Source organism: Azoarcus olearius, from assembly GCF_001682385.1.
Classification (GTDB): Bacteria; Pseudomonadota; Gammaproteobacteria; order Burkholderiales; family Rhodocyclaceae; genus Azoarcus; species Azoarcus olearius.
On the sequence record NZ_CP016210.1, the window covers coordinates 2,400,499 to 2,422,812 of the forward strand.

A 22,314-nucleotide genomic window follows, 5' to 3' on the forward strand; every position below is an offset into this window, starting at 1 on the left:
CGCTGCCGATCGGGCGAACCCCGCAATCAACTCGCCATTGCCCATGACAGATACCGTCACCTTCGCCGATCTCGCCCTGCCCGCCCCGCTGCTGCAAGCCCTTGCCGACGTCGGCTATGAAACGCCTTCGCCGATCCAGGCCGCCTGTATTCCGCACCTGCTCGCGGGCCACGACATCCTCGGCGAGGCGCAAACGGGAACCGGCAAGACGGCCGCGTTCGCGTTGCCGATGCTGGCACGGCTCGACCTCGCCGACCGCCGTCCGCAGGTATTGGTGCTGACGCCGACGCGCGAACTCGCGATCCAGGTGGCCGAAGCGTTCCAGAAGTATGCGCATCACCTGCGCGACTTCCATGTGCTGCCGCTGTATGGCGGCCAGAGCATGGTGGTGCAACTGCGCCAGCTGTCGCGCGGCGCGCAAATCATCGTCGGCACCCCGGGGCGCGTCATGGACCACCTCGAACGCGGCAGCCTCAAGCTCGACACGCTGTCCGGCCTGGTGCTCGACGAGGCCGACGAGATGCTGCGCATGGGCTTCATCGAGGACGTCGAGTGGATCCTCGAACACACGCCGTCAGGCCGCCAGACCGCGCTCTTCTCCGCCACGATGCCGGACGCGATCCGCCGCGTCGCCCATCAGCACCTGCGCGAACCGAAGGAAGTGAAGATCCGCGCGGCCACCAGCACCGTGTCGGCGATCAGCCAGCGCTACTGGCTGGTGCGCGGCGTGGACAAGCTCGACGCCCTGACCCGCATCCTCGACGCCGAGGAAAAGCTCGACGCCGCGATCGTGTTCGTGCGGACCAAGACCGCCACCACCGAACTGGCAGACAAACTCGAGGCGCGTGGCTATGCGGCCGCCGCGCTCAATGGCGACATGACGCAGGGCCTGCGCGAACGCGTCATCGAGCAGCTGAAGAACGGCTCGCTCGACATCGTTGTCGCCACCGACGTCGCCGCGCGGGGTATCGATGTGCCGCGCATCAGCCACGTCATCAACTACGACATCCCTTACGACACCGAAGCCTACGTGCACCGCATCGGCCGCACCGGCCGCGCAGGGCGTGAAGGCAGCGCCATCCTCTTCGTCGCGCCGCGCGAATCGCGCATGCTGAAAGCGATCGAGCGCGCCACCCGGCAGCCGATCGAAGCGATCGCACTGCCCAGCCGCGAGGAAGTCGCCGGCCGCCGTGTCGCGCAGTTCAAGCAGCTGGTGCTCGATACGCTGCAGCAGGAGGACCTCGGCTTCTTCATGGAGGTTGTGAACGGCCTCGTCGACGAACATGAGATCGACGCCCACGAGATCGCGGCCGCGCTCGCCTTCCTCGCCCAGCGTGACAAGCCTTTGCAGGTGGAGGAAAGCGGCCGCGGCTGGGATATCGCCACCGCGCCGGAACGCGATCGCCGCCCGCCGCGCGAGACCGTGCGTGACGGCATGCGCGAAGAGCGCGGCGAGCGCGAACCCCGCCCCAACCGCGACGAAATCCTCAGCCGCCGCCGTGCTTTCGCCGACGGCGCGCTGGTGCGCTACCGCATCGCGGTCGGCCGCAACCAGGGCGCGACGCCCAAGGAAATCGTCGGCGCCATCGCCAACGAAGGCGGCATCGAGGGCAAGTACATCGGCCAGATCCACCTCTTCGACGACTACAGCACCGTCGAACTGCCCGCCAGCCTGCCCGGCGAACTGCTGGGCCTGCTCAAGCGCACCCGCGTGCGCCAGTGCGCGCTCGACATCCGCCCGCTGACCGAGGCCGAAGCCGCCTCCACGCCGGCACGGCGCCCGCGCCGTGATGCCGGCGACGCCCCGGAGCGCACCAAACGCCCCTACGACGAACGCCGTCCGCGCGACAACGACCGGCCCCAGAGCAAATCGTACGACAAGCCCTACGACAAACCCCACGCCAAGACGGAGCGCGCGCCCTACCCGCCCAAGTCCGGCGAAAAGCCGCGCCCGGCCGGCGGTGACAAGCCCTGGAAGCGCAAGGACAAGCGCTGATGCGGCGCTGGCTGCTGTTCGCCCTCACGCTCGCGCTGGCGGCGTGCGGCAGCGACCGTCCCAAGTACGCCCCGCTGCCACCAGGCAGCGTGGTGCTCGCGTTCGGCGACAGCGTCACCTGGGGCACCGGCGCCGCCCGCGGCGAGGACTACCCTACCCGGCTGGCCGCGCTCAGCGGCTGGAAGATCGAGAACGCCGGCGTTCCCGGCGACCTCGCCGAAACCGCGCGCAATCGCATTGACGAAGCCCTGGAGGAGCACGCGCCCCGCCTCGTGCTGGTCGAACTCGGCGGCAACGACTTCCTGCGTCGACGTCCGGAACAGGACGTCGCCGAGGATCTGTGCGCCATCCTTCGCAGCGTGAAGGCGGCAGGTGCCCAGCCGGTGCTGGTGGCGGTGCCGGCCTTTTCGCCTCTTGCCGCGGCCACCAGCGGTTTGAAGGATGCCCTGATCTACCGCCGCCTGGCCGACGAAGAGGCCGTACCGCTGGTCGAAGCCGTGTTCGCCGACGTCCTGTCCGACACGAAGCTGCGCGCCGACCCCATCCACCCCAACGCCCAGGGTTATCACCGTCTGGCCGAGGGCATCGCCGAGTCGCTGCGCGACCACGGCCTGCTCGCAAACTGAACCATGTCCGACGTGCCAACCCCGCGGGAACTTCCGCCGAGCCTGGGTGGCCAGGTGCCAACGAAATGAACCCACCGTTCGCCATCCTGACGCCCGACCTGGTGCTCGACGCCCTGGAAAGCGTCGGCCTCGCACCCGACGGGCGCCTGCTTGCCCTCAACAGCTACGAGAACCGCGTCTACCAGGCGGGCATCGACGACGGCCCGATGCGGGTGGTCAAGTTCTACCGCCCCGCGCGCTGGAGCGACGCGGCGATTCTCGAGGAGCACGCCTTCACCGCCGAACTCGAGGCGCAGGAAATCCCGGTCGCCGCCCCGATCGCGTTCAACGGCAGCACGCTGCAGCACTTTGGCGAACTGCGCTTCGCGGTGTTCCCCCGCCTCGCCGGCCGCGCCCCGGAGCTGTCGGACCCGGACACCCTGGAGCGCCTCGGGCGCTTCATCGGGCGCATCCACGCGGTTGGGGCCTGCCGCCGTTTCGAAGCCCGCCCGGCGATCGACATCGCTAGCTTCGGCGAAGAGCCGCGCGCCTGGTTGCTCGAACATGATTTCATCCCGCCCGACCTGCTTGCCGCGTGGCGCAGCACGGTGGATCAGGCGCTCGATGGCGTGCGCCGCGCCTTCGACCGCGCCGGCGACGTCGCCACCCTGCGCCTGCATGGCGACTGCCACATGGGCAACGTGCTGTGGCTGCCGGGCGACAGCGGCGGCCCGCAGTTCGTCGACTTCGACGACGCCCGCAGCGGTCCGGCCGTGCAGGATCTGTGGATGTTGCTGTCGGGCGAACGCCACGAGATGGTCGGCCAGCTCGCCGACATCCTGGCCGGCTACGAGGACTTCCACGACTTCGCACCGCGCGAACTGCACCTCGTGGAAGCGCTGCGTACGCTGCGGCTCATCCACTATTCCGCCTGGATCGCGCGCCGCTGGGACGACCCCGCGTTTCCCGCAGCCTTTCCATGGTTCAACACCCAGCGCTACTGGCAGGACCGCGTGCTGGAACTGCGCGAGCAGATCGCGCTGATGGATGAGGCGCCCCTGTGGCCCGCCTGAGCGGCCTCACACCGTCACCCGCCGCATGACCCGCTAAACTCCGCCGCGGACGACGGACCTGCCCTCATGCAACTCAAATCCTGGTATCACTCCTGCTCGGCCGGTTTCACGCTGCGCGGGGAACACTCCCCGCCCAGCGGCAAGCCGGTGCTGCATTTCGTACATGGCAACGGCTATTGCGGGCGCACCTATTCCCCGCTGCTGGAGCTGCTCGCGCGCGACTTCGATCTCTTCCTGAGCGACGTCCAGGGCCACGGCGACAGTGATCACGGCGGCCGCTTTCACGGCTGGAACCGTACTGCGGAACTTGCGCTGGAAGCCTGGCAGGCCCGCGGCAAGGTGTTCGGAGACGTTCCGCTGCATGCGATGGGGCACAGCTTCGGCGGCGTCATCACCAGCCTGATGCTGGCGCGCCAGCCCCAGCGCTTTCGCCGCGCGGTACTGCTCGACCCGGTACTGTTCTCGCCTGCGATGATCGGCCTGATGGCGCTCTCGGATGTCGTCGGGCTTTACTCGCGCAACGGCCTCGCCCAGCGCGCGCGCAAGCGCCGCAGCCACTGGCCCGATCGGGAAACCGCCTACGTGGCGTTGCACGGACGGGGCATGTTCAAGGGTTGGACGGAACCGGCGCTGCGCGCCTATGTGGATCACGCCTTGCGCGAGGCGCCTGATGGCGGCGTCGAGCTCAAATGCCGCCCCACGCGCGAGGCCGAAATCTTCAGTTCCTACCCGCGGCGCCTGTGGGCTTCGCTGGCGAAGGTCACCACCCCCACGCTGGTCCTGCAGGGGGCCGATACCTATCCCTTTGCGGCCAAGGGTATCGCCCGCTGGAGCGCCGAGAACATGCACGTCCGCCACAGCGTGCTGCCGGGCGGGCATTGCTTCATGCAGCAAGACCCCGCGACCACGGCAGACGCGGTCCGCGCCTTTCTGATCGGGGGCGAGGTCGCGTCAGACGCGTGAGGGTCCCATCAGCAGCGCGGGTTCGATATGCACGGTTTCGCGGCCGTCCGTCACCCACACCTGACCGTCCTGCAGCGTGCACTGCAGACGCATCGTCCGCGCGGTCAGCGTCGCCAGTTGCGGTGCCGCTTCCGGGTCCAGCTGATACACGGTAAGGCGCTCCTGTCGCGCGAGCTTGTCGCGCACCCCGTTCCACCAGATGTCTGCCGCACGGCCATAGCACACCACCACCACGTCCCGCGCGCGGCCGCAGGCCTTGCGGATCCAGCGCTCGTCGGGTTGGCCGACGTCGATCCAGCGCTCGATGGTGCCGGTCAGATCCTTCTGCCACAGGTCCGGCTCGTCTTCCACGCACAGACCCTTGCCAAAGCCGAGCGCGGGGTCGGCATAAAGCGCGAACGCGAGCAGTCGCACCATCATCCGCTCGTCCGTTTCGGAGGGGTGGCGCGCAAGCGTCAGCCCGTAGTCGCCGTAGTGGTTGCGATCCATGTCGGCGATCTGCAACTCCGCCTTGTACACCGTTGCCTTCAGCGCCATACGGACCTCAATGCACCTGGGGGCCGGGACGGCTGGCCCGCTGCCAGGCGATGACCGCTTGCGTTGCATGCGCCATCACGCGGTCGCGCTGCGCGGCGGGCAACTCACGCGAGAGCGCACCGAACAAGGCTTGGGTGGCCTCCAGACCGACGCCGTCGCGCGCGAGCCCGTCGGCCAGGCAACGAATCTGGATATGCGCCAGCGCATCCGCGGCAAGCCTCCAGCCCACCAGCGGCATCTCGCGTACCAGCGCAAGCAGTTGCGAGCCGAGTTCCGCCGCCAGTCGCAGCGCCTCCGCGCTGTTGTCCGCAGCGATGGCGCTGTGCCAGAGCGCAAGATGAATGCCGCGGCGCAGTTCCACCTTGAAGTCGATCGCGTTGTGCTCCGCCGCCAATACCGCCTCGAACTGACGCTGAAAGCGCGCTTCCGATTCGGGATCGAGGCCGGTACGCAGGCTGCCAATCAATGCCGTGAGGGCGGGAATGCCCACCAGCCCGAAGGCGCGCGTCCAGACCAGGCCCCACTGGTCCATTCCCGCCAGCAACAGCGCCAGCCTCAGTGCCCGCGCGTCGGCGTCACCGCCTGCGGCAGCCCAGTTCGCCAGCGCGCCGTGCAGTTCGCGCACGGCGGCCACTCCGTCGCCGTCCACCTCTTCAACCGAAAGGCGGAACGCGCGCCCGAATGCATCTTGCGCCATGCGTGCGGCCTGCTGCTGCAGCGAGGGCGGGGCCTGCGTTGCAAGCGGATCGGGAGGAATGGCGAGCGGATCGGACTCTGGCGAAGCGGAGGACATGGCTGGGCGGCGGAAAAAGGCGGCATTGTGCCACGCGCGCCGGCACGCCCGCCGGACAAATCGAAACGGATTTCCGCGAGCATACGACCAAGGAATAATAACGGCCGACCAAGACCGCCGAATGGACTGCAAATTGCTTGGGTGAAGTAATAGTTATCGAAGGTTCTGCAAGGGCAGCGCTAGGATCGTCGGAAAAGAACGACGGTCGGGGCCGCTTCAGGTGCCGGCGGTGTCCATAATCGAAACGCGAACCGACAAATGTCCATTTCGCCGCATCCCCACCCCAACCCGGCCTCGGCGCTGACGCTGCGCCTGACCCGCCTGTACGAACGCGGCCTGCTGCTCGCCTTTTCACTCAGCCCGCTCGTCGCGATCCTCTACCTGCACCATTTCCAGGCTGACGTGCCCCGCTTCGAACACCATGTGGCGCATGAGCTGGCCATTGCCCTGGCGATCGGCGTATCCGCCTTCGTCTGCTACGTCACGCTGCGCTGCTACGAGTCGTCCGGCGAAGCCTTCCTGCGCTGGCTGACACTCGGGCTGATCGGTTTTACCGTGGTCTATGCGCCCCATGGCGTTCTGACCCGCCTGTCGGCCCACCATCTCGACTGGTTCCTGCTCTATGGCCCGGCCTCGCGCTTTGTCATGGCGGCATGCCTGCTGCGGGCGGCGATGCTGTACGGCGAGGCACCCGAACCTCGCTGCGCCCGCCCTCGCGCGCGACAGTGGGCGGGCTGGATCGGGCTCTTCCTAGGCGTCGACCTCGTGGTCGCGCAACTTTCCTTCCACCCGCACCTGCTGCCCCTTCCCGTCCGACCGGTATTCGAAGCCTGCGCCATCCTGTTTGCGCTGGCGGCGGCCGGGCTGTTGCTGCGCAAGGGCGCCAGCGCGCCACTGATCCTCGTGACCGCGATCGCGCTCGGCATGTTCGCCCAGTCCTCCGTGGCCTTCATGCTGTCCTCCGCCTGGGACCACACCTGGTGGCTGGCGCATGCGGTGTTCGCCTCGGGTTTCCTGCTGCTGAGCTTCGGCGTCGTGCGCGCCTTTCACACGACCCGCGCGTTCTCGACCGTTTTCAGCCAGGAAGAAATGATGCGGCAGTTGTACGTGGAGAAGGAGCGGGCGGAATCGGCGCTGGCGCTGCTGCGCCAGGCCAACGCCGACCTCAGGCGGCTGGCGGCCACCGACCCGCTGACCGGCGCCAGCAACCGCCGGCAGTTCATGGCCACATTGGCGAGCGAATGGGCACGGGCGCGCCGCGAGCGCGCGCCGCTGGCACTGCTCGCGCTCGATATCGACCATTTCAAGCACATCAACGACCGTCACGGACACCCGGCCGGCGACCATGCCTTGAAGACCTTCGTGTCCGCCGCGGCGGGTCTGCTACGCCCAGGCGACGTGATCGGCCGGATCGGCGGCGAGGAGTTCGCCATCGTGCTGCCGGGCACTCAGGCGGCGGATGCGCACGGCATTGCGGAACGCATCCGGCACGGGGTCGAAGCGCTGGCGCTGGACATCGACGGTGTGCCGGTGGCACTCACCGTCAGCGTCGGCGTTGCGGTCTCCGGGCCTAGCTGCACCGAGCCCGGGGATCTGCTGAAAGAGGCGGACCGTCGCCTGTACGAGGCCAAGAACGCCGGCCGCAACCGGGTGTGCCCCCCGCCCCCGGCCTGAAACCTCAGCGCCAGCGCAATCCGGTGCGCGGCGGCGCTTCGTCGGTCACGCCGCGGCGCAAGTTCTCCAGCAGCCGCCTCAGCGCTTCGGCGTCCTCTTCGATGAATCCGCGCTTGAAATCGGTCAGCAACAGCCGTGAGCGGGTGAGCCAGTTTCCCGGCGCATCGTCTAGCGCGCACCACTGCGCATGGGGCTCCGGATCGTGCTGCGCGAGCCACAGCATCGCCTCACGCTCGCGCAGTCCATGCAGTTCCGACCCATGCTTGGGCAGGATGTGCGGCGTCACCCCGGCCACGCGCGGGCGGATGTCTTCGGCAAAACGCGCAACCAGCTTGGCCTGCGAAAACAGCATGCGCCAATCGGAGGCGATGACGACGCGGGCCTCGTCGAACTCTCTCAGCACGGACTCGATCAGCGGCAGGCAGCGGAAATCCTCGACCTCGCCCCAGGGGTGGGTGACGCCGTCGAAATCCATGAAGACGAAGGTGGTGCGGGGCATTGCTTACTCAGGAGGGATGCGGCGGGGCTGGCGGCCGCTTCGGGTTCATCGATGCTGCGACGCAGAATATACTGAAATGCACCACCCGCTGCGCGAGCCAGCGCGTTTTTTGCGGGCGCCGCGTATCATCACCGCCAGTACGCGTGTCATACGCAGGTGAGACAAGCGGTTGCGCATTATCCCTACCCTCATCCGAATCGGAGCCCGAGCATGAACCCGATCATCAACCTTGAAGGCAAAGTCGGCCTCATCACCGGCATCGCCAACGAAAAGTCGATCTCCACCGGCGTCGCAGAGGCCTGCGCCCAAGCCGGCGCCAAGCTCATCATCACGTATCAGAACGAAAAGACGCGCGCTTTCATCGAGCCGGTCATCAACCGCCTGGGCGTAGAGGACGTCTTTCTGCTCGACGTGACCCAGCCCGATACGCTCGATGCCGCGTTCGCGGAGATCGAAGCGCGCCACGGCAAGCTCGATTTCGCCGTGCACAGCATGGCGTTTGCCAAGCGCGACGACCTTCACGGCCGCGTCGTCGACACCTCGCCCGATGGTTTCGCGCTGGCGATGGACGTGTCCACCCACTCCTTCGTACGTCTGGCGCGCAAGGCCGAACCGCTGATGGAAAAGGCCGGCGGCGGCGCCCTGGTGACGATGACCTATCTGGGCTCGGAAAAGGTGATTCCGCACTACGGCGTGATGGGGCTGTGCAAAGCGGCACTCGAAGCCGCCACCCGCTACATGGCGGCGGAACTGGGCGCCAAGAACATCCGTGTGAACGCGGTGTCGCCGGGCCCCCTGATGACCCGCGCGGCGTCCGGCATCGCCGGTTTCGACGGCCTGATGGCGGCGGCGGTGGACCGCTCCCCGCTGCACAGCCTGGTGACGCCGGAAGACATCGGCGCGCTCACCGCCTTCCTCGTCTCCGATGCCGGCCGCCTGATCTCCGGCGGGGTGCACTTCGTCGACGCCGGCTACAACGTCATGGGCTGAGGATCGCGTCATGATCGACCTCGCCGCGGCCCGCGTGAAACTCGGCCGGGACCCGATCGTCCTGCCGGACCCCGTCCCGGCCCATCCGCTGCTGGACGGCAAGCCCGAGATCGGGCGCGGCGAGTACTCCATCGTGATCGACAAGGGCGACGGCGAGCGGGTGTACAAGCTCGTCAGTTCGCCCGCCGACTATTTCCTGCATACCGCCCCCGACCGCCCCCAGGGCACTCACTTTCCGGTGGTGTATGCCGACCACGGCATCATCGGCCGCGCGCGCTCCGGCTACCCCTTCCACCTGCTCGAGATGGAGCGGCTCTATCCGCTCGAAGACAAGTCGGCGACGGCCGATCTGGCGATGCGCCTGATCGACTTCTACTGGTCGGCCTGCGAACAATGGAGCCGGCTCGGCATGGACATGGGCCGCATCGCGCTCTACCACCTCACGACAACCCCGCTGGATATCTCCGACAGCGTGCAGGAGGCCTTGCGTGCGCTGTCGGACTTCGTCGAGGAGTACCACGTGCTCCCGGATATCCTCAACGCCAACAACCTGATGATGCGCAAGGACGGCACGCTGGTGTTCTCCGACCCGGTCTTCATTGCCTGAAGTGACGGGCCGGAGACGCATCTTCAGAAACCGATCTTGCGCTTGCTGCCCGGCCGGAAGCTGTCGAGATCGTCAGCCGTCAGGTAATCGCGCCCGGCAAGCTTGGCGGTACCAAAGGCCGACATCAGCGCCCTGCGCTGCGAGCGCGGCGGCAGCGTGGCGAGGCATTCCATGACGTCCGCCGGCGGCTCGTCCGGAAAACCCCAATCGTGTGCGCCAACGATGTCGCGGTACAGGCGGCACGCGATCATCAGCGACTCGTCCGCGTCGGGCCGCGGCACGCAATAGACGTTCATCCGGTTCAGGATCGGCTCGGGGATATTGCGCTCGTCGTTGGCGGTCGTGATCCACAGGATGTGCGACGCGTCCATCTCGACATCGACGTATTCGTCACGGAAGCGGCGCGCCGTGTCGTGCTCCAGCAGTTCGTACAGCGGCCCGAGCGGATCGTAGCGGGAATCGCCCCCGGCCTTGTCCACCTCGTCGAGCACGATGACCGGATTCGCGAGTTCGCCGCCGACCAGGGCCTGGGCCACCTTGCCCGGCTTGGCGTGATTCCACTGCGCCGAGGCGCCTGAAAGAACCCAGCCGGCGGTCAGCGAACTCATGGACACGAAGTGATAGCCCGTGCCCAGCCTGTCGGCCAGGCTGCGCGCGAAATGTGTCTTGCCGATGCCGGGCTCGCCCAGCAGGAGGATGGGCGCGAACGACACCGGCTCGTTACCGGACACCGCCAGCGCCAGCGACTTCCGGATGTCCTCGATCACCTCGCCGAAGTTGGGGCAGCTTTCATACAGCCGGTCCACCGTATCGGCGCGGCTCGGCTTGACCACGAAGCGCGTCCCGCCGGTTTCGCGCATCCGCTCGTAGAACGCCGCAAGCGCCTCATTGCGGGCCGGTGCGCTGGCCTCGAGCGCCTTGTCCACGTCTTCGACGCGATAGATCTGCCGTGCGTCGGCGAGAGGGATGGAAATTTCGTTTGCCGTCGCTGTCGTCAACATCATGGCCTCCTGGGCGTGCGCTGGAATTGCGGTCCGGGCCGACACGCGGCTCTCGTGGATGCGCGCGTCGATCTACGGGCTTCGACAAGCAGGACGCGTGCCGGTTTTGGTGCAGCGCAACATTCCGGCCCCGCCTGGGCTTCAAGCGTATGATCCGCCAACCTTCGCAGGAAATCCGACAATGTCCTCCACCCATTTCCAACATTCCGACAGCGCCGGGGGCGACCACGATCACGGCCATACCCCTCATCCGCGGACGGTCGGCATCCCCCGCTCCGGCAACTTCGATCCCGTGGCGTTCGAACGTGCGGTCGGCGACCTGCTTCGGGCGTGCGGCGTCGAGCCCGACACCACTCACACAGGCCGGACGGCGCAGAGGGTGCGCGAACTGTGGCAGAAGCGTCTGCTCGGAGGCTATGAACTCGACCCCGCTGCGGCGCTCGGCGAGGGCTTCGAGGATCCGCGCCGAGACATGGTCGTGGTCCGCGGCATCGCCATCCACGGCGTCTGTCCGCATCATCTCGTTCCGTTCCGCGGCCTCGCCCACGTCGCCTACGTGCCGGGTGGGCGCCTGCACGGCTTCGGCCGCATCGCCCGGCTGGTGGACGCCATCGGGCACCGTTTCACCTACCAGGAATGGATGACCCGCGACATTGCGGACGCGCTGATGCACCACGGCAGTGCATCCGGCGCCGCATGCGTGATTGAAGCGGAGCAATTGTGCCTGCTGCTCGGGGAGGACCGGCGCGGCGACGAGCGCGTGGTGACGCAGGCCTTCGCCGGCGATTTCGAACGCTCGGACCAGTTGCGCAACGAGTTCCTGCGCGCAATCGCCCCCAACCGGGCGCTCTGAGCGCTACTGGACGATGTGGAAGCGCGGGAGATGCGCGGCGAGATCCAGCAGCACCACTTCCCGTCCGCGCAGCGTCACTCCGCCGCGGAAGCGGTCATAGCCGGAGTCGGAATATTCGAACGCGAAGCTGCGCTGCAGCACGGCACGCCCCTCGTCGTCGCGCGCGAGGCACATCCCCTGCCCGACCACCGTCTCGTCGAGGAGCTGAACGCCTTCGCGGGCGCACGCGGCACGCACCGCCGCAATCCCGGCCTCCCTCGCCTTCAGGCTATCGAACCAGAACCAGCCGCCCACCGCGAGCAGACCGAGCGCCACGACCTCGAAACCGTTCATGCCAGCCTCCTCAGGCGCGCGCCACGCCTTGCGCCAGCAAGGTGTACAGCAATGCGGCCAAGACCCCTGAAACGGGCACCGTAACCACCCAGGCTGCGGCGATCCGCATCAGCTGGGACCGCTTCACGACTTCCTGCTTGTACATCTTGCGCAGCTTCTTGCGCTCCGACTTGGAGAAATTGGCGGGGTCCTCGCTGTTCTTCGAGCGCGCCTTCAGGTCCTTCAACAATCGGTCCTTCTCGGCCACCGAGGCCTGGCCGAAGCGCTCCAGGAAGGCATCGAGCGCTTGCTGCTCGCCCGCCGGGTGGTGGGCCTTGATCTCCGCCACCGTACGCTCGTAGGCCGTCTTCAGGAACTCGCGCAGGAAGCCCACGCCGAAGACGCCCCCCACGACAATGTGCGTGGAACTGACCGGCAGCCCGATCCCGGAAGCCAGTACCACGGTCACCGTGGCCGCCAGCGCGATGCAGAACGCCCGCATCTGGTCCAGTTCGGTGATTTCGGTGCCGATGGTGCGGATGACGCGAGGCCCGAACAGTGCCAGCCCCACCGCGATGCCGATTGCCCCGATCGCCAGCACCCACAGCGGCGGCCCCGCGAGCGCGCGGACCGTCCCGGCACTGCCGAGGGCATCGAGGATCGCCGCCAGCGGCCCGACTGCATTGGCGACGTCGTTGGAGCCATGGGCGAAGCTCAGCAAGCCCGCGGCGAACACCAGCGGGGGATTGAAGAGCTTGTTCACGCCTTCCTTGGTATTCGCGATCAGATGTCCCCGCGTCCGCAACCTGGCCCGCATGTAGAGGAACACGAGCGTCGCCGGGATCACGGCGAACGAGCCGGCGGCCCCCAGTTCCACCACCAGCGCGCGGTTGAGTCCCTTGACCAGCAGGAACACGATGGAGGTCCACGTCATCGCGGCCATCAGGTACGGCACGACTCTTCGCGCCGCGCTGGCCATGTCGGGCTGATAGGTGATGCTGCGCTTCACCGCGTACAGGAACGCGGCGGCGAAGCCGGCACCCAGCAGGGGCGATGCCACCCAGCTGGTGGTGATCGCCACTACGGTCTCCCAGTTGATGACCTCCACCCCGCGTGCCGCGATGCCTGCACCCAGCACAGCGCCGACGATGGAGTGCGTGGTCGATACCGGCGCGCCGAGCGCGGTCGCCACGTTCAGCCAGATGGATCCCGCGAGCAAGGCGCAGAGCATTACCGCGACAACGGTGTCGCCATCGGTCAGCAGGTGCCGTTGGAGGATGCTGCCCTTCACGGTGTCGACGACGGCACCGCCTGCCAGCAGCGCCCCCGCCACCTCGCACACCGCGGCGATGCTCAGCGCGCTGACCAGCCCCATCGCCCTGGCCCCCACCGCGGGGCCCACGTTGTTTGCCACGTCGTTGGCGCCGATGTTGAGCGCCATGTAGGCCGCCAATGCCGCCCCCACGACCAGGATCAGGCTGGCGCCGGAGCCCAGCGTTGCCGCGTACAGCATCGTCGCGACAAGAAACAGGCTGACGACCCCCAGACGCAGCAACTCGCCGCGCCCGTGGGCCGTGGCGCTCTCGATTTCCTTAAGGTGCTGGAGTTCCAATTCGCGTAGTCCGGTTCGAGCGGGACGCGGGCGCCAGCGGCGGCCCGCGGGCGTCCGTCACAGCTTGTCGTATTTTTCCGCGCGCCCGTGTGCGCGCTCAACCGGGTAGCGCTCCGCATTGATCGCGAGCTTGCGGCCCGCGGCCTCGGCGAGGTCGATGTCCAGCACGTCGGCAAGACGGACGAGATACAGCAGGACATCGGCGAGTTCCAGCGCCACCGCCTGCCGCGTGTCCGGTGGTAGCGCGGCAGACTGTTCCGGCGTCAGCCACTGGAAGTGCTCGACGACCTCGCCGGCTTCGCCAGCGAGCGCCATCGCAAGATTCTTGGGGGTGTGAAACGGCTCCCAGGCGCGCTCCGCGGCAAAGTCGCGCAACTGCCTGCGCAGCGTCTGCAGCGTGTCCTCGCTCATTGTGTGTTCCTCTCCGGCACGCCCGTCGCAAGGCCCGGACGGAAGGGCTTTCCCCGATCAGGCAATCTGATGCTCCACGTCGAAACCCGCGCCCTCATCGATCCCTATCACCTCGACGAGCCACGGCAGCGTCTGCTCCAGGCGCTCGGGCAGCACCCACGGCGGATTGACGATGAAGAGGCCGCTGCCGAACATGCCGAAGCCGTCTGCCGCAGGAGCCCGCACCGCCAGGCGGACATCGAGCCAGCTTTCCGCCCCCAACTCCGCCAGCCGCTCCGGCAACTGGCGCGCCTCCGGCCGGGCAAGCAGCGGATACCACACGGCGTAGGTGCCGCTCGGAAAACGTTTCATGGAATCGCGCACGGTCTCCAGCACGCGGCGGTAGTCGTCCTTGACCTCGTAGGGCGGGTCGATGAGTACCACGGCGCGACGCGACGGCGGCGGCAACAACCCGCGGAGCGCGGCGAAGCCATCGGCCTTCCGGACCTGTACGCGCTCGCTCTCGCCGCGGAAGGTCTGTTCGAGCAAGGTCATGTCCGCCGGATGCAGTTCGAAAAGCCGCAGGCGGTCCTGCGCCCGCGCGCGGGTCATTGCGAGCGCGGGAGAACCGGGGTAGAACAGCAGGCGCCCATGGGGGTTGAACTGGCGTACGGACTGGACGTATGACTCCACCGCCTCGGGTCGGTCGGTGCGTTCCCACAGGCGGCCGATGCCTTCGGTGTACTCCCCCGTCTTCGCTGCGCGTTCGCTATCGAGCGCATAACACCCCGCGCCGGCATGGGTGTCGACATAGCACCAGGCTTTGTCCTTGCGGTTGTAGTACTCGAGGATTTCCAGGAGCACGATGTGCTTGAGTACGTCGGCGTGATTGCCGGCATGGAAGGCGTGACGGTAGCTGAGCATGAAGACGGTGGTGGCGGGAACGAAAACTGCAGCCGTCCAAGGGACTGTCCCGAGCGGCTGCTGCGGCGCAATGCTAACACCGCTGGCCCCGCAGCCGTCCGATCGAGTGTAAAAACCGCCTTCATCACCAAGGACTTGCCCACGTCGCCGCGGCCGCTTGCTATGATTTCGCCCCCGGGTCACATCGGGCACGAAGAAAACAACGTGAGAGACTGATGAGTATCTATGCCCTGAGAGAGCGCAAGCCCCGTTTCGGCGAAGGGTGCTGGGTCGCGCACAACGCGACCGTCATTGGCCGGGTCGAAGCCGGACGAAACGTAAATATCTGGTACAACGCGGTTATTCGGGGCGACAACGATCCGATCGTGATCGGCGACAACACCAACATCCAGGACGGCTCCATCCTGCACAACGACGACGGCATTCCGCTGACGATCGGCTCGGATGTGACGATCGGCCACATGGTGATGCTGCACGGGTGCACCGTGGGCGACGGCACGCTGATCGGCATCAACGCGGTCGTCCTCAACAACGCGGTCATCGGCAAGCACTGCATCATTGGCGCCAATGCGCTGATTCCGGAAGGCAAGGTCATTCCCGATCGGTCGCTGGTCGTCGGTTCGCCTGGGCGCGTGATCCGGGAACTGAGCGACGACGAAATCGCCGGGATTACCCGCAATGCGGCGCACTACGTCGCCAACGCCCGCCAGTACGAGGAAGAACTCGAGCCGCTGGACGCCGCCGCGGTGTTGGGGCGTTGACCCTGTTCCGGGCGCTGCGAGCGCCGGCGTCATCACAGGTGCTTACACCTCGCCGCCGTCTGGCCGTACGCCTTAGGGTATAAAGCGCCGCATATCGAGAGCCGCCGGTGCCTGTCCTCATGAGAACTGCCCCCTCCCTGCTTGCCATCCTGTTTTACGCAGCGCCGCTGGCCGCCATGGCGGCCGAGCCGGCGCCGGCTGTCGGGCCCGTGATCGAGTTTTCGGTCGATGCGCAACGCCCCGCCCCCAACGATCAGGTCATCGCCATCATGTACGTCGAACAGGCGGGCGCCGATGCGGCGGCGCTTGCTCGCGGGGTGAATCGCGCGGTGACCGCGGCGATGGAAACAGCGCGCGCCCACCCCTCGGTCAAGCTCCAGTCGGCGGGCACCAGCACGTGGCCCAACTACGGAAAGGGGAGTGGGACCCGTATCGAGGGCTGGCGCATGCGCTCCGAACTGCGCCTCGAAAGCCGCGATGTCGCCGCGATGTCGGAACTGATCGGGAAGCTGCAGAGTAATCTCGGCCTGGCCCAGGTCACCCTGCAGCCGGCGCCCGACACCCGTCGCGCGGCGGCCGATGAGGCCACGATCGACGCGATCCGTGCGTTCGAACGCAAGGCCGGCGTCGTGGCATCGGCGCTCGGCAAACGCTACCGGATTCGCCAGCTCAACCTCGGCGAGTCGGGCGCTCCGCCCGCGTACGCGCGCATGCGCATGTCCGCCGCCATGGCTGAAGCGGCCCCGGCGCCGCTAGAGGGCGGCGAAAGCCTTGTCAGCGTGACTGCGTCCGGCAGCATCGAACTGACCGACTAACAAAACCATCACCCTCCCCCTCCCCCTCCTCCCCTCCCATGCGCATCCTTGCTTTCAGTACCGTCGTCGTTCTTTCCATCGGTCTCGCCTCCACGGCGTGGACGCGTGACGACGGCGAGGTCGAGACCTATCAGTGCCGCAACGGTGAACGCTTTACCGTTGAATACCACCCGAGCCACATCCGTCTGCGCACCGGCGCCGGCGTTTTCGCTCTGCGTGCCGGCGCTGGTAACAGCGATTATTCCGACGGTCAGACGGTCTTCCGTCCGACCGCGGACGGCGCCACGCTCGAACGCCCCGGCCTTCCCCCCGCCAGCGACTGCGTGCGCCCCGATAAAGCCTGACCGGCCACCACCGGCCGCGGCTGGACGCCTGCGCCGCATTCCCCTATCGTCCCGGCATGGCACAGACACCACCCTATCGGCGACGCCGGCCGGGGGCCGGCCCCGGCGTCGCGTTCCTGCTCGCGGCGCTCGTTGCGGCCTGCAGCTCTGTTCCGCCGCCCACCGAATCCCGACTCCCTCCGGGTCCCGCCGCGCGCCCCGCGCAACCGCTGTTCGCGCTCGACGATCCCGATCATCCACAAGAGATCGTGATGTTCGCCCTCGGTCTGCTCGACACCGGCTACCGCTTCGGCGGCCGCAATCCGGAAGCGGGACTCGATTGCAGCGGCATGGTGAGTTACGTCGTGGAGCAGGTAAGCGGTCAGCGGCTGCCGCACAACGCCGCGCAGATTGCCGAGCGCACCCGCCCCATCAGCCCGGCGGAGCTGTCGCCAGGCGACCTGGTTTTCTTCAATACCGCCAGGCGGCCGCATTCCCACATGGGCATCTACATCGGCGACGGGCGCTTCATCCACGCGCCATCGAGCCGCGGCGCCGTGCGCATCGAGAAGCTCTCGAACGCCTACTTCGCACCGCGCTTCGACGGCGCGCGGACGCTGATCGCACGCGACTGAAACCGCGTAGCCCCGCCGGCGGGCGTTGGGGTATGTTCGGACTTGCTTCCCCGGCAGCGGCTATCTACCTTTGATGGGCCGATGGTGGTTTTCCGGAGGAGGAAGAGACATGCCGACGCGCAAGATTGCAGAGGTGGTAAAGGGACAGAAGATTCTGACCGCCGACGAACACATGACAGTACTGGAGGCCTCGCGCAGGATGACCGACCTGCACGTGGGGTCGATCATGATCGTCCATGACGGTCACCTGAGCGGCATCTTTACCGAACGCGACGCGCTCGTCCGCGTCATCGCCGCCGGCCGCGATCCTGCGCGGACACGTTTGAGCGAAGTCATGACCCGCGATCCGCAGTCGATATCGTCCGACAGGCCGCTCGGGCACGCGATGCACCTGATGTACGAGGGCGGCTTCCGGCACGTTCCGGTCACCGACTGCGGGCGGCCGATCGGGATGATTTCCGCGCGCGACGCGCTCGGTCTCGAAATGGTGGCTTTTGAAGAGGAACTGGAGCAGCGGGAACTGATCACCGAACTGCTCTAGACCGCGTCCGACGAACGCGTTTGAAGCATGGAACTGAGCCGGCCTTGAGCCGGTTCAGTGCTTCTGGGGTACCTGAACGAAGATTTCGTTGGGCTTGGTCAGGCCGAGTTCGAGCCGTGCCCGTTCTTCGATCGCCTCGTTGCCGGACTTGAGGTCGCGGACTTCGGCGTCGAGCCCCGCGTTGCGCTCTTCCAGCCGCGTGTTCTCCTCACGCTGCTCGTGCAACTTGCGATCCACCTCCCACACGCGCAGCCATCCGCCCTTGCCTAGCCACAGTGGGTACTGCAGCACGACGACGAGGACGGCAAGAATGATCACGGGCCAACGCATGGAACAGTTCGACGGCTAGGGAAAGAAAGACGCAATCGACTGCCGCGGCGGATGTCGCGGCAGTCGAAGCGGAAAGCGAACCGGCGTCGCTTAGCGGCTGCGCAGGTTGTAGAACGCGCGCTTGCCCGGATACACCACGGTGTTGCCGAGATCTTCCTCGATGCGGAGCAGCTGGTTGTACTTGGCGATACGGTCCGAGCGCGACAGCGAACCGGTCTTGATCTGCATCGCGTTGAGGCCCACCGCGATGTCGGCGATGGTGGAGTCTTCGGTTTCACCCGAACGGTGCGAGATCACCGCGGTGTAACCGGCGCGCTTGGCCATTTCAACCGCCGCGAAGGTTTCCGACAGGGTGCCGATCTGGTTGATCTTGATCAGGATGGAGTTGGCCACGCCCTGGTCGATGCCCTGCTCGAGGATCTTGGTGTTGGTGACGAAGAGATCGTCGCCGACCAACTGGATCTTGCGGCCGAGGCGGTCGGTGAGGTGCTTCCAGCCGGCCCAGTCGCCTTCGGCCATGCCGTCCTCGATCGACACGATCGGGAACTTGTCGGCCAGGGTGGCGAGGTAGTCGGTAAAGCCTTCGGAGGTGAGGCTGAGGCCTTCGCCCTTCAGCTCGTACTTGCCGTCCTTGTAGAACTCGGACGCAGCGCAGTCGAGCGCCAGCAGCACGTCGCGGCCCGGCTCGTAGCCGGCGGCGGCGATGGCTTCCTGGATCAGGTTGAGCGCTTCTTCGGTGCCGGACACGTTGGGCGCGAAACCGCCTTCATCACCGACGGTGGTCGGGTAGCCCTTCTTGTCGGTGATCTTCTTCAGGTGATGGAAGATCTCCGCGCCACAACGCAGTGCCTCACGGAAGCTGCCCATGCTCACCGGCATGATCATGCATTCCTGGATGTCCAGGCTGTTGTTGGCGTGCTCGCCGCCGTTGATGACGTTCATCATCGGGACCGGCATCGCCATCGGGCCCGAACCGCCGAAATAGCGGTACAGCGGCAGGCCGGCCTCCTCGGCCGCGGCGCGCGCCACTGCCATCGACACTGCCAGCGTCGCATTGGCGCCGAGACGCGACTTGTTCTCGGTGCCGTCTAGGTCGATCAGGGTGCGGTCGATGAAGGCCTGCTCTTCGGCGTCCAGACCGATGATCGCTTCGGAAATCTCGGTGTTGACGTTCTCGACGGCGCGCAGCACGCCCTTGCCGAGGAAGCGCGCGGCGTCGCCGTCGCGCAGTTCGATGGCTTCGCGGGAACCGGTGGAGGCGCCGGAGGGCACGGCAGCACGCCCCATCACCCCGGACTCAAGCAGCACGTCGGCTTCGACAGTGGGATTGCCGCGGGAGTCCAGAATCTCGCGGGCGATCACGTCAACGATTGCACTCATGGAATGTTCCTGTTTCGGTTACGGATTAGGAATTGGAAGAAAAAATCAGGGTGCGCCTGCACATGGGGCGGCACGCGAAGCGGATCAGGCCTCGGTTTCCAGCAGCCCGCGCGACTTGACCAGTTCGTCGATCGCCTTCAGCGTGCTGAGCAACGCCTTCATGCGCGGCAAGGGCCAGGCATTGGGGCCATCGGAAAGCGCCTGCGCGGGATTCGGGTGAGTTTCCATGAAAAGACCAGCCACGCCGACCGCGACAGCCGCCCTGGCGAGGACGGGTACGAATTCGCGCTGACCACCCGATGCCGTGCCCTGCCCGCCCGGAAGTTGCACCGAGTGGGTGGCGTCGAACACCACCGGGCAGCCGGTCTCGCGCATGATGGCGAGGGAGCGCATGTCGGACACCAGGTTGTTGTAGCCGAAGGACGCGCCGCGCTCGCACACCATGATGTTGTCAGCGCCGCCGTTGGCTTCCCGGGCCTTGTCGACCACGTTCTTCATGTCGCCGGGCGCGAGAAACTGGCCTTTCTTGATATTCACCGGGCGGCCGCAGGACGCCACCGCGTGGATGAAGTCGGTTTGGCGACACAGAAAGGCGGGGGTCTGCAGCACATCGACCACCGCCGCGACGGCCGGGATCTCCTCGACCGAATGCACGTCGGTCAGCACCGGCACGCCGAGCTGCTTCTTGACGTCCGCGAGGATGTCCAGTCCCTTCTCCATGCCCATGCCGCGATAGGACTTGCCCGAGCTGCGGTTGGCCTTGTCGTAGGACGACTTGTAGATGAAGGGAATGCCGACTTCAGCGCAGATGTCCTTGAGCGCGCCGGCGGTTTCGAACGCCATCTCGCGCGACTCGATCACGCACGGGCCGGCAATCAGGAAAACCGGCTTGTCGAGGCCGACCTCGAATCCACACAGATTCATGCGTTGCTCCTTCAGCCGCGTGACGCGCTATGGCGGGCGATCGCTGCCTTGACGTAGGCGGTGAACAGCGGATGCCCCTTGCGCGGATTGGAGGTGAATTCCGGATGGAACTGGCAACCGACGAACCAGGGATGAACATCGGCGGGCAGTTCGACCATTTCGCACAGGTCGGTCACCGGGGCGCGCCCGGAAACCACCAACCCCTTCTCTTCGAGCTGGGCCAGCAGCGTGTTGTTCACTTCATAGCGATGGCGGTGACGCTCCATGATCTCGCCAGAACCGTAGACCTCACGTGCGAGCGTGCCGTCGGCCAGCTTGCACACCTGGCCGCCGAGCCGCATCGTGCCGCCGAGATCGGAGTCTTCGCTGCGCTTTTCGACCTTGCCGCTGCGATCAGCCCATTCGGTGATCAGGCCGATGACCGGGAACGGGGTTTCGCGCTCGAACTCGGTGGAGTGCGCCTCCGCCATGCCGGCCACGTCGCGGGCGAATTCCACGACCGCCAGCTGCATGCCCAGACAGATGCCGAGATACGGCACCTTGTTCTCGCGCGCATAGCGGATCGCGGCGATCTTGCCTTCGGTGCCGCGCTTGCCGAAGCCGCCGGGCACCAGAATGGCATCCATCTTCTCGAGCACCGCGCAGCCGCTGCGTTCGATCTCTTCGGAATCGAGGTAGTGGATGTTCACCTTCGATTCGGTGTGCATGCCGGCGTGGTTGAGCGCCTCGATCAGCGATTTGTACGACTCGGTCAGATCGACGTACTTGCCGACGAAGGCGATATCGACCGCCTGCTTCGGGTTTTCCAGCGCGCGGATCAGGTTCTCCCAGACGGAAAGATCGGCCGCGCGGGCAAGGATGCCCAGCTTGTGGCAGACGATCTCGTCCAGCATCTGGTCGTGCAGCTGACCGGGAATCTTGTAGATGGAGTCGGCATCGAGGCACTCGATCACCGCTTCCGGCATCACGTTGCAGAACAGCGCGATCTTGCGGCGCTCGTCCGCCGGAATGGAGCGGTCGGCGCGGCACAGCAGGATGTCGGGCTGGATGCCGATCTCGCGCAGCTCCTTCACCGAGTGCTGGGTCGGCTTGGTCTTCAGCTCTCCCGCGGTCGGAATGTAAGGCAGCAGCGTGAGGTGGATGAAACAGGTGGCGTTGCGGCCTTCTTCGATGCCCATCTGGCGGATGGCTTCGAGGAAGGGCAGCGACTCGATGTCGCCGACAGTGCCGCCGACTTCAACGATCGCCACATCGGCGCCTTCGGCGCCACGCTTGACGTAGCTCTTGATCTCGTCGGTGATGTGCGGAATGACCTGAACCGTCTTGCCGAGATATTCGCCGCGCCGCTCCTTCTTGATCACCGCCTCGTAGATCTGGCCGGTGGTGAAGTTGTTGCGCTTGCTCATCTTGGCGCTGGTGAAGCGCTCGTAGTGGCCCAGATCGAGGTCGGTTTCCGCGCCGTCTTCGGTGACGAACACTTCACCGTGCTGGAAGGGGCTCATGGTGCCCGGATCGACGTTGATGTACGGATCCAGTTTGAGGTGGGTCACCTTGATGCCGCGGGATTCGAGAATGGCGCCGAGGGAGGCGGCTGCGATGCCCTTGCCCAGAGAGGACACGACACCGCCAGTAACGAAGACGTATTTGGTCATGGGAACTGTGCTGCGGGAAAGCGCGATGATAACCGAAGAGCCCCCCGCCCCGGAAGCGAGGCCACCCGTTACGGGGTGGCCAACACGTTTCCGGCATTGATCGCGGGTTGTTGCAGTGCCAGAT

The 22,314-nt window shown here is 66.5% G+C and carries 25 protein-coding genes; 13 read left to right on the forward strand and 12 right to left on the reverse strand.

Going from position 1 to position 22,314, the window contains the following annotated elements; genetic code table 11:
* The first annotated feature begins 43 nt into the window (after positions 1 to 43).
* From dqs_RS11080 to dqs_RS11095, 4 genes are all read left to right on the forward strand, one after another.
* On the forward strand, positions 44 to 1,996 hold the full coding sequence (locus dqs_RS11080) for a DEAD/DEAH box helicase (protein WP_011765853.1): 1,953 nt from the start codon (positions 44 to 46) through the stop codon (positions 1,994 to 1,996).
* On the forward strand, positions 1,996 to 2,622 hold the full coding sequence (locus dqs_RS11085; protein WP_065340501.1) for a GDSL-type esterase/lipase family protein: 627 nt from the start codon (positions 1,996 to 1,998) through the stop codon (positions 2,620 to 2,622). Before dqs_RS11080 ends, dqs_RS11085 begins: the two co-directional genes overlap by 1 nt.
* Before the next feature lie 65 nt (positions 2,623 to 2,687).
* Entirely contained in the window at positions 2,688 to 3,674 is a 987-nt protein-coding gene (locus dqs_RS11090; protein ID WP_011765855.1) for a serine/threonine protein kinase, read from the forward strand.
* 66 nt (positions 3,675 to 3,740) lie between these two features.
* On the forward strand, positions 3,741 to 4,637 hold the full coding sequence (locus tag dqs_RS11095) for an alpha/beta fold hydrolase (protein WP_065340502.1): 897 nt from the start codon (positions 3,741 to 3,743) through the stop codon (positions 4,635 to 4,637).
* On the opposite strand, the gene dqs_RS11100 is transcribed toward dqs_RS11095, so the two are convergent.
* A complete protein-coding gene (locus dqs_RS11100; protein WP_011765857.1) occupies positions 4,626 to 5,174 on the reverse strand; it encodes a YaeQ family protein in 549 nt (182 codons plus the stop codon). The genes dqs_RS11095 and dqs_RS11100 overlap by 12 nt on opposite strands.
* 7 nt (positions 5,175 to 5,181) lie before the next feature.
* Positions 5,182 to 5,967, reverse strand: coding sequence for a hypothetical protein (locus dqs_RS11105; protein ID WP_065340503.1), 786 nt, complete (start codon positions 5,965 to 5,967; stop codon positions 5,182 to 5,184).
* A gap of 258 nt (positions 5,968 to 6,225) precedes the next feature.
* Here dqs_RS11105 and dqs_RS11110 point away from each other — a divergent pair, with 258 nt between their 5' ends.
* Positions 6,226 to 7,641 carry a GGDEF domain-containing protein gene (locus dqs_RS11110; RefSeq protein ID WP_065340504.1) on the forward strand — a complete coding sequence of 472 codons (1,416 nt, stop codon included), beginning with the start codon at positions 6,226 to 6,228 and terminating at the stop codon, positions 7,639 to 7,641.
* A gap of 4 nt (positions 7,642 to 7,645) precedes the next feature.
* Here dqs_RS11110 and dqs_RS11115 read toward each other — a convergent pair whose 3' ends face one another.
* Positions 7,646 to 8,140 (reverse strand): HAD domain-containing protein, encoded by a 495-nt coding sequence (locus dqs_RS11115; protein WP_065340505.1) that lies wholly within the window; start codon positions 8,138 to 8,140, stop codon positions 7,646 to 7,648.
* Between the two features lie 210 nt (positions 8,141 to 8,350).
* Between dqs_RS11115 and fabI the strand changes: the two genes are divergently transcribed.
* Positions 8,351 to 9,130 carry an enoyl-ACP reductase FabI gene (fabI, locus tag dqs_RS11120; protein WP_011765861.1) on the forward strand — a complete coding sequence of 260 codons (780 nt, stop codon included), beginning with the start codon at positions 8,351 to 8,353 and terminating at the stop codon, positions 9,128 to 9,130.
* A gap of 10 nt (positions 9,131 to 9,140) precedes the next feature.
* On the forward strand, positions 9,141 to 9,737 hold the full coding sequence (locus tag dqs_RS11125; RefSeq protein WP_065340506.1) for a hypothetical protein: 597 nt from the start codon (positions 9,141 to 9,143) through the stop codon (positions 9,735 to 9,737).
* A 23-nt stretch (positions 9,738 to 9,760) separates the two neighbouring features.
* Here the strand turns inward: dqs_RS11125 and dqs_RS11130 are convergent, their stop codons facing one another.
* Positions 9,761 to 10,741 carry an AAA family ATPase gene (locus tag dqs_RS11130; RefSeq protein WP_198407888.1) on the reverse strand — a complete coding sequence of 327 codons (981 nt, stop codon included), beginning with the start codon at positions 10,739 to 10,741 and terminating at the stop codon, positions 9,761 to 9,763.
* Positions 10,742 to 10,919: 178 nt separating this feature from the next.
* Between dqs_RS11130 and folE the strand changes: the two genes are divergently transcribed.
* Positions 10,920 to 11,591 carry a GTP cyclohydrolase I FolE gene (gene folE, locus dqs_RS11135; RefSeq protein ID WP_011765864.1) on the forward strand — a complete coding sequence of 224 codons (672 nt, stop codon included), beginning with the start codon at positions 10,920 to 10,922 and terminating at the stop codon, positions 11,589 to 11,591.
* Positions 11,592 to 11,594: 3 nt separating this feature from the next.
* Here the strand turns inward: folE and dqs_RS11140 are convergent, their stop codons facing one another.
* Genes dqs_RS11140 through dqs_RS11155 form a run of 4 tightly spaced genes read right to left on the reverse strand, consistent with a single transcriptional unit; the run spans position 11,595 to position 14,829 of the window.
* Positions 11,595 to 11,924, reverse strand: coding sequence for a DUF3301 domain-containing protein (locus tag dqs_RS11140; protein ID WP_065340507.1), 330 nt, complete (start codon positions 11,922 to 11,924; stop codon positions 11,595 to 11,597).
* Between the two features lie 10 nt (positions 11,925 to 11,934).
* Complete coding sequence (locus dqs_RS11145) at positions 11,935 to 13,515, reverse strand: inorganic phosphate transporter (RefSeq protein WP_011765866.1); 1,581 nt, start codon at positions 13,513 to 13,515, stop codon at positions 11,935 to 11,937.
* A gap of 57 nt (positions 13,516 to 13,572) precedes the next feature.
* On the reverse strand, positions 13,573 to 13,926 hold the full coding sequence (locus dqs_RS11150) for a nucleotide pyrophosphohydrolase (protein WP_065340508.1): 354 nt from the start codon (positions 13,924 to 13,926) through the stop codon (positions 13,573 to 13,575).
* 57 nt (positions 13,927 to 13,983) lie between these two features.
* Positions 13,984 to 14,829 carry a 23S rRNA (adenine(2030)-N(6))-methyltransferase RlmJ gene (locus dqs_RS11155; protein WP_065340509.1) on the reverse strand — a complete coding sequence of 282 codons (846 nt, stop codon included), beginning with the start codon at positions 14,827 to 14,829 and terminating at the stop codon, positions 13,984 to 13,986.
* A 215-nt stretch (positions 14,830 to 15,044) separates the two neighbouring features.
* Here dqs_RS11155 and dqs_RS11160 point away from each other — a divergent pair, with 215 nt between their 5' ends.
* From dqs_RS11160 to dqs_RS11180, 5 genes are all read left to right on the forward strand, one after another.
* The gene (locus tag dqs_RS11160; RefSeq protein WP_011765869.1) at positions 15,045 to 15,590 is read left to right on the forward strand and encodes a gamma carbonic anhydrase family protein; all 546 of its coding nucleotides are present in this window, start codon (positions 15,045 to 15,047) and stop codon (positions 15,588 to 15,590) included.
* 119 nt (positions 15,591 to 15,709) lie between these two features.
* Positions 15,710 to 16,405, forward strand: a complete 696-nt coding sequence (locus tag dqs_RS11165) for an SIMPL domain-containing protein (RefSeq protein WP_065340510.1) — start codon at positions 15,710 to 15,712, stop codon at positions 16,403 to 16,405.
* Positions 16,406 to 16,443: 38 nt separating this feature from the next.
* A complete protein-coding gene (locus dqs_RS11170; RefSeq protein WP_011765871.1) occupies positions 16,444 to 16,749 on the forward strand; it encodes a hypothetical protein in 306 nt (101 codons plus the stop codon).
* 56 nt (positions 16,750 to 16,805) lie between these two features.
* Positions 16,806 to 17,363: a C40 family peptidase gene (locus tag dqs_RS11175; protein WP_065340511.1), complete on the forward strand. Its 558-nt coding sequence runs from the start codon at positions 16,806 to 16,808 to the stop codon at positions 17,361 to 17,363.
* Positions 17,364 to 17,472: 109 nt separating this feature from the next.
* A complete protein-coding gene (locus dqs_RS11180) occupies positions 17,473 to 17,904 on the forward strand; it encodes a CBS domain-containing protein (RefSeq protein ID WP_011765873.1) in 432 nt (143 codons plus the stop codon).
* A gap of 54 nt (positions 17,905 to 17,958) precedes the next feature.
* Here the strand turns inward: dqs_RS11180 and ftsB are convergent, their stop codons facing one another.
* The 4 genes from ftsB to dqs_RS11200 form a co-directional block, all read right to left on the reverse strand.
* Positions 17,959 to 18,234: a cell division protein FtsB gene (ftsB, locus tag dqs_RS11185; RefSeq protein ID WP_011765874.1), complete on the reverse strand. Its 276-nt coding sequence runs from the start codon at positions 18,232 to 18,234 to the stop codon at positions 17,959 to 17,961.
* 90 nt (positions 18,235 to 18,324) lie between these two features.
* Positions 18,325 to 19,614 (reverse strand): phosphopyruvate hydratase, encoded by a 1,290-nt coding sequence (eno, locus tag dqs_RS11190; RefSeq protein ID WP_011765875.1) that lies wholly within the window; start codon positions 19,612 to 19,614, stop codon positions 18,325 to 18,327.
* Between the two features lie 84 nt (positions 19,615 to 19,698).
* On the reverse strand, positions 19,699 to 20,538 hold the full coding sequence (gene kdsA / locus dqs_RS11195) for a 3-deoxy-8-phosphooctulonate synthase (protein WP_065340512.1): 840 nt from the start codon (positions 20,536 to 20,538) through the stop codon (positions 19,699 to 19,701).
* Positions 20,539 to 20,549: 11 nt separating this feature from the next.
* A complete protein-coding gene (locus dqs_RS11200) occupies positions 20,550 to 22,190 on the reverse strand; it encodes a CTP synthase (protein ID WP_011765877.1) in 1,641 nt (546 codons plus the stop codon).
* Positions 22,191 to 22,314: the final 124 nt, after the last annotated feature.

Coding starts and splice junctions, on each gene's coding strand:
- dqs_RS11100 (WP_011765857.1), bottom strand. CDS start 5,174: ATGGCGCTGAAGGCAACGGTGTACAAGGCGGAGTTGCAGATCGCCGAC.
- dqs_RS11085 (WP_065340501.1), top strand. CDS start 1,996: ATGCGGCGCTGGCTGCTGTTCGCCCTCACGCTCGCGCTGGCGGCGTGC.
- kdsA (WP_065340512.1), bottom strand. CDS start 20,538: ATGAATCTGTGTGGATTCGAGGTCGGCCTCGACAAGCCGGTTTTCCTG.
- dqs_RS11095 (WP_065340502.1), top strand. CDS start 3,741: ATGCAACTCAAATCCTGGTATCACTCCTGCTCGGCCGGTTTCACGCTG.
- dqs_RS11180 (WP_011765873.1), top strand. CDS start 17,473: ATGCCGACGCGCAAGATTGCAGAGGTGGTAAAGGGACAGAAGATTCTG.
- ftsB (WP_011765874.1), bottom strand. CDS start 18,234: ATGCGTTGGCCCGTGATCATTCTTGCCGTCCTCGTCGTCGTGCTGCAG.
- dqs_RS11200 (WP_011765877.1), bottom strand. CDS start 22,190: ATGACCAAATACGTCTTCGTTACTGGCGGTGTCGTGTCCTCTCTGGGC.
- dqs_RS11090 (WP_011765855.1), top strand. CDS start 2,688: ATGAACCCACCGTTCGCCATCCTGACGCCCGACCTGGTGCTCGACGCC.
- dqs_RS11105 (WP_065340503.1), bottom strand. CDS start 5,967: ATGTCCTCCGCTTCGCCAGAGTCCGATCCGCTCGCCATTCCTCCCGAT.
- fabI (WP_011765861.1), top strand. CDS start 8,351: ATGAACCCGATCATCAACCTTGAAGGCAAAGTCGGCCTCATCACCGGC.
- dqs_RS11165 (WP_065340510.1), top strand. CDS start 15,710: ATGAGAACTGCCCCCTCCCTGCTTGCCATCCTGTTTTACGCAGCGCCG.
- dqs_RS11080 (WP_011765853.1), top strand. CDS start 44: ATGACAGATACCGTCACCTTCGCCGATCTCGCCCTGCCCGCCCCGCTG.
- dqs_RS11140 (WP_065340507.1), bottom strand. CDS start 11,924: ATGAACGGTTTCGAGGTCGTGGCGCTCGGTCTGCTCGCGGTGGGCGGC.
- dqs_RS11110 (WP_065340504.1), top strand. CDS start 6,226: ATGTCCATTTCGCCGCATCCCCACCCCAACCCGGCCTCGGCGCTGACG.
- folE (WP_011765864.1), top strand. CDS start 10,920: ATGTCCTCCACCCATTTCCAACATTCCGACAGCGCCGGGGGCGACCAC.
- dqs_RS11115 (WP_065340505.1), bottom strand. CDS start 8,140: ATGCCCCGCACCACCTTCGTCTTCATGGATTTCGACGGCGTCACCCAC.
- dqs_RS11170 (WP_011765871.1), top strand. CDS start 16,444: ATGCGCATCCTTGCTTTCAGTACCGTCGTCGTTCTTTCCATCGGTCTC.
- eno (WP_011765875.1), bottom strand. CDS start 19,614: ATGAGTGCAATCGTTGACGTGATCGCCCGCGAGATTCTGGACTCCCGC.
- dqs_RS11160 (WP_011765869.1), top strand. CDS start 15,045: ATGAGTATCTATGCCCTGAGAGAGCGCAAGCCCCGTTTCGGCGAAGGG.
- dqs_RS11175 (WP_065340511.1), top strand. CDS start 16,806: ATGGCACAGACACCACCCTATCGGCGACGCCGGCCGGGGGCCGGCCCC.
- dqs_RS11130 (WP_198407888.1), bottom strand. CDS start 10,741: ATGATGTTGACGACAGCGACGGCAAACGAAATTTCCATCCCTCTCGCC.
- dqs_RS11155 (WP_065340509.1), bottom strand. CDS start 14,829: ATGCTCAGCTACCGTCACGCCTTCCATGCCGGCAATCACGCCGACGTA.
- dqs_RS11125 (WP_065340506.1), top strand. CDS start 9,141: ATGATCGACCTCGCCGCGGCCCGCGTGAAACTCGGCCGGGACCCGATC.
- dqs_RS11150 (WP_065340508.1), bottom strand. CDS start 13,926: ATGAGCGAGGACACGCTGCAGACGCTGCGCAGGCAGTTGCGCGACTTT.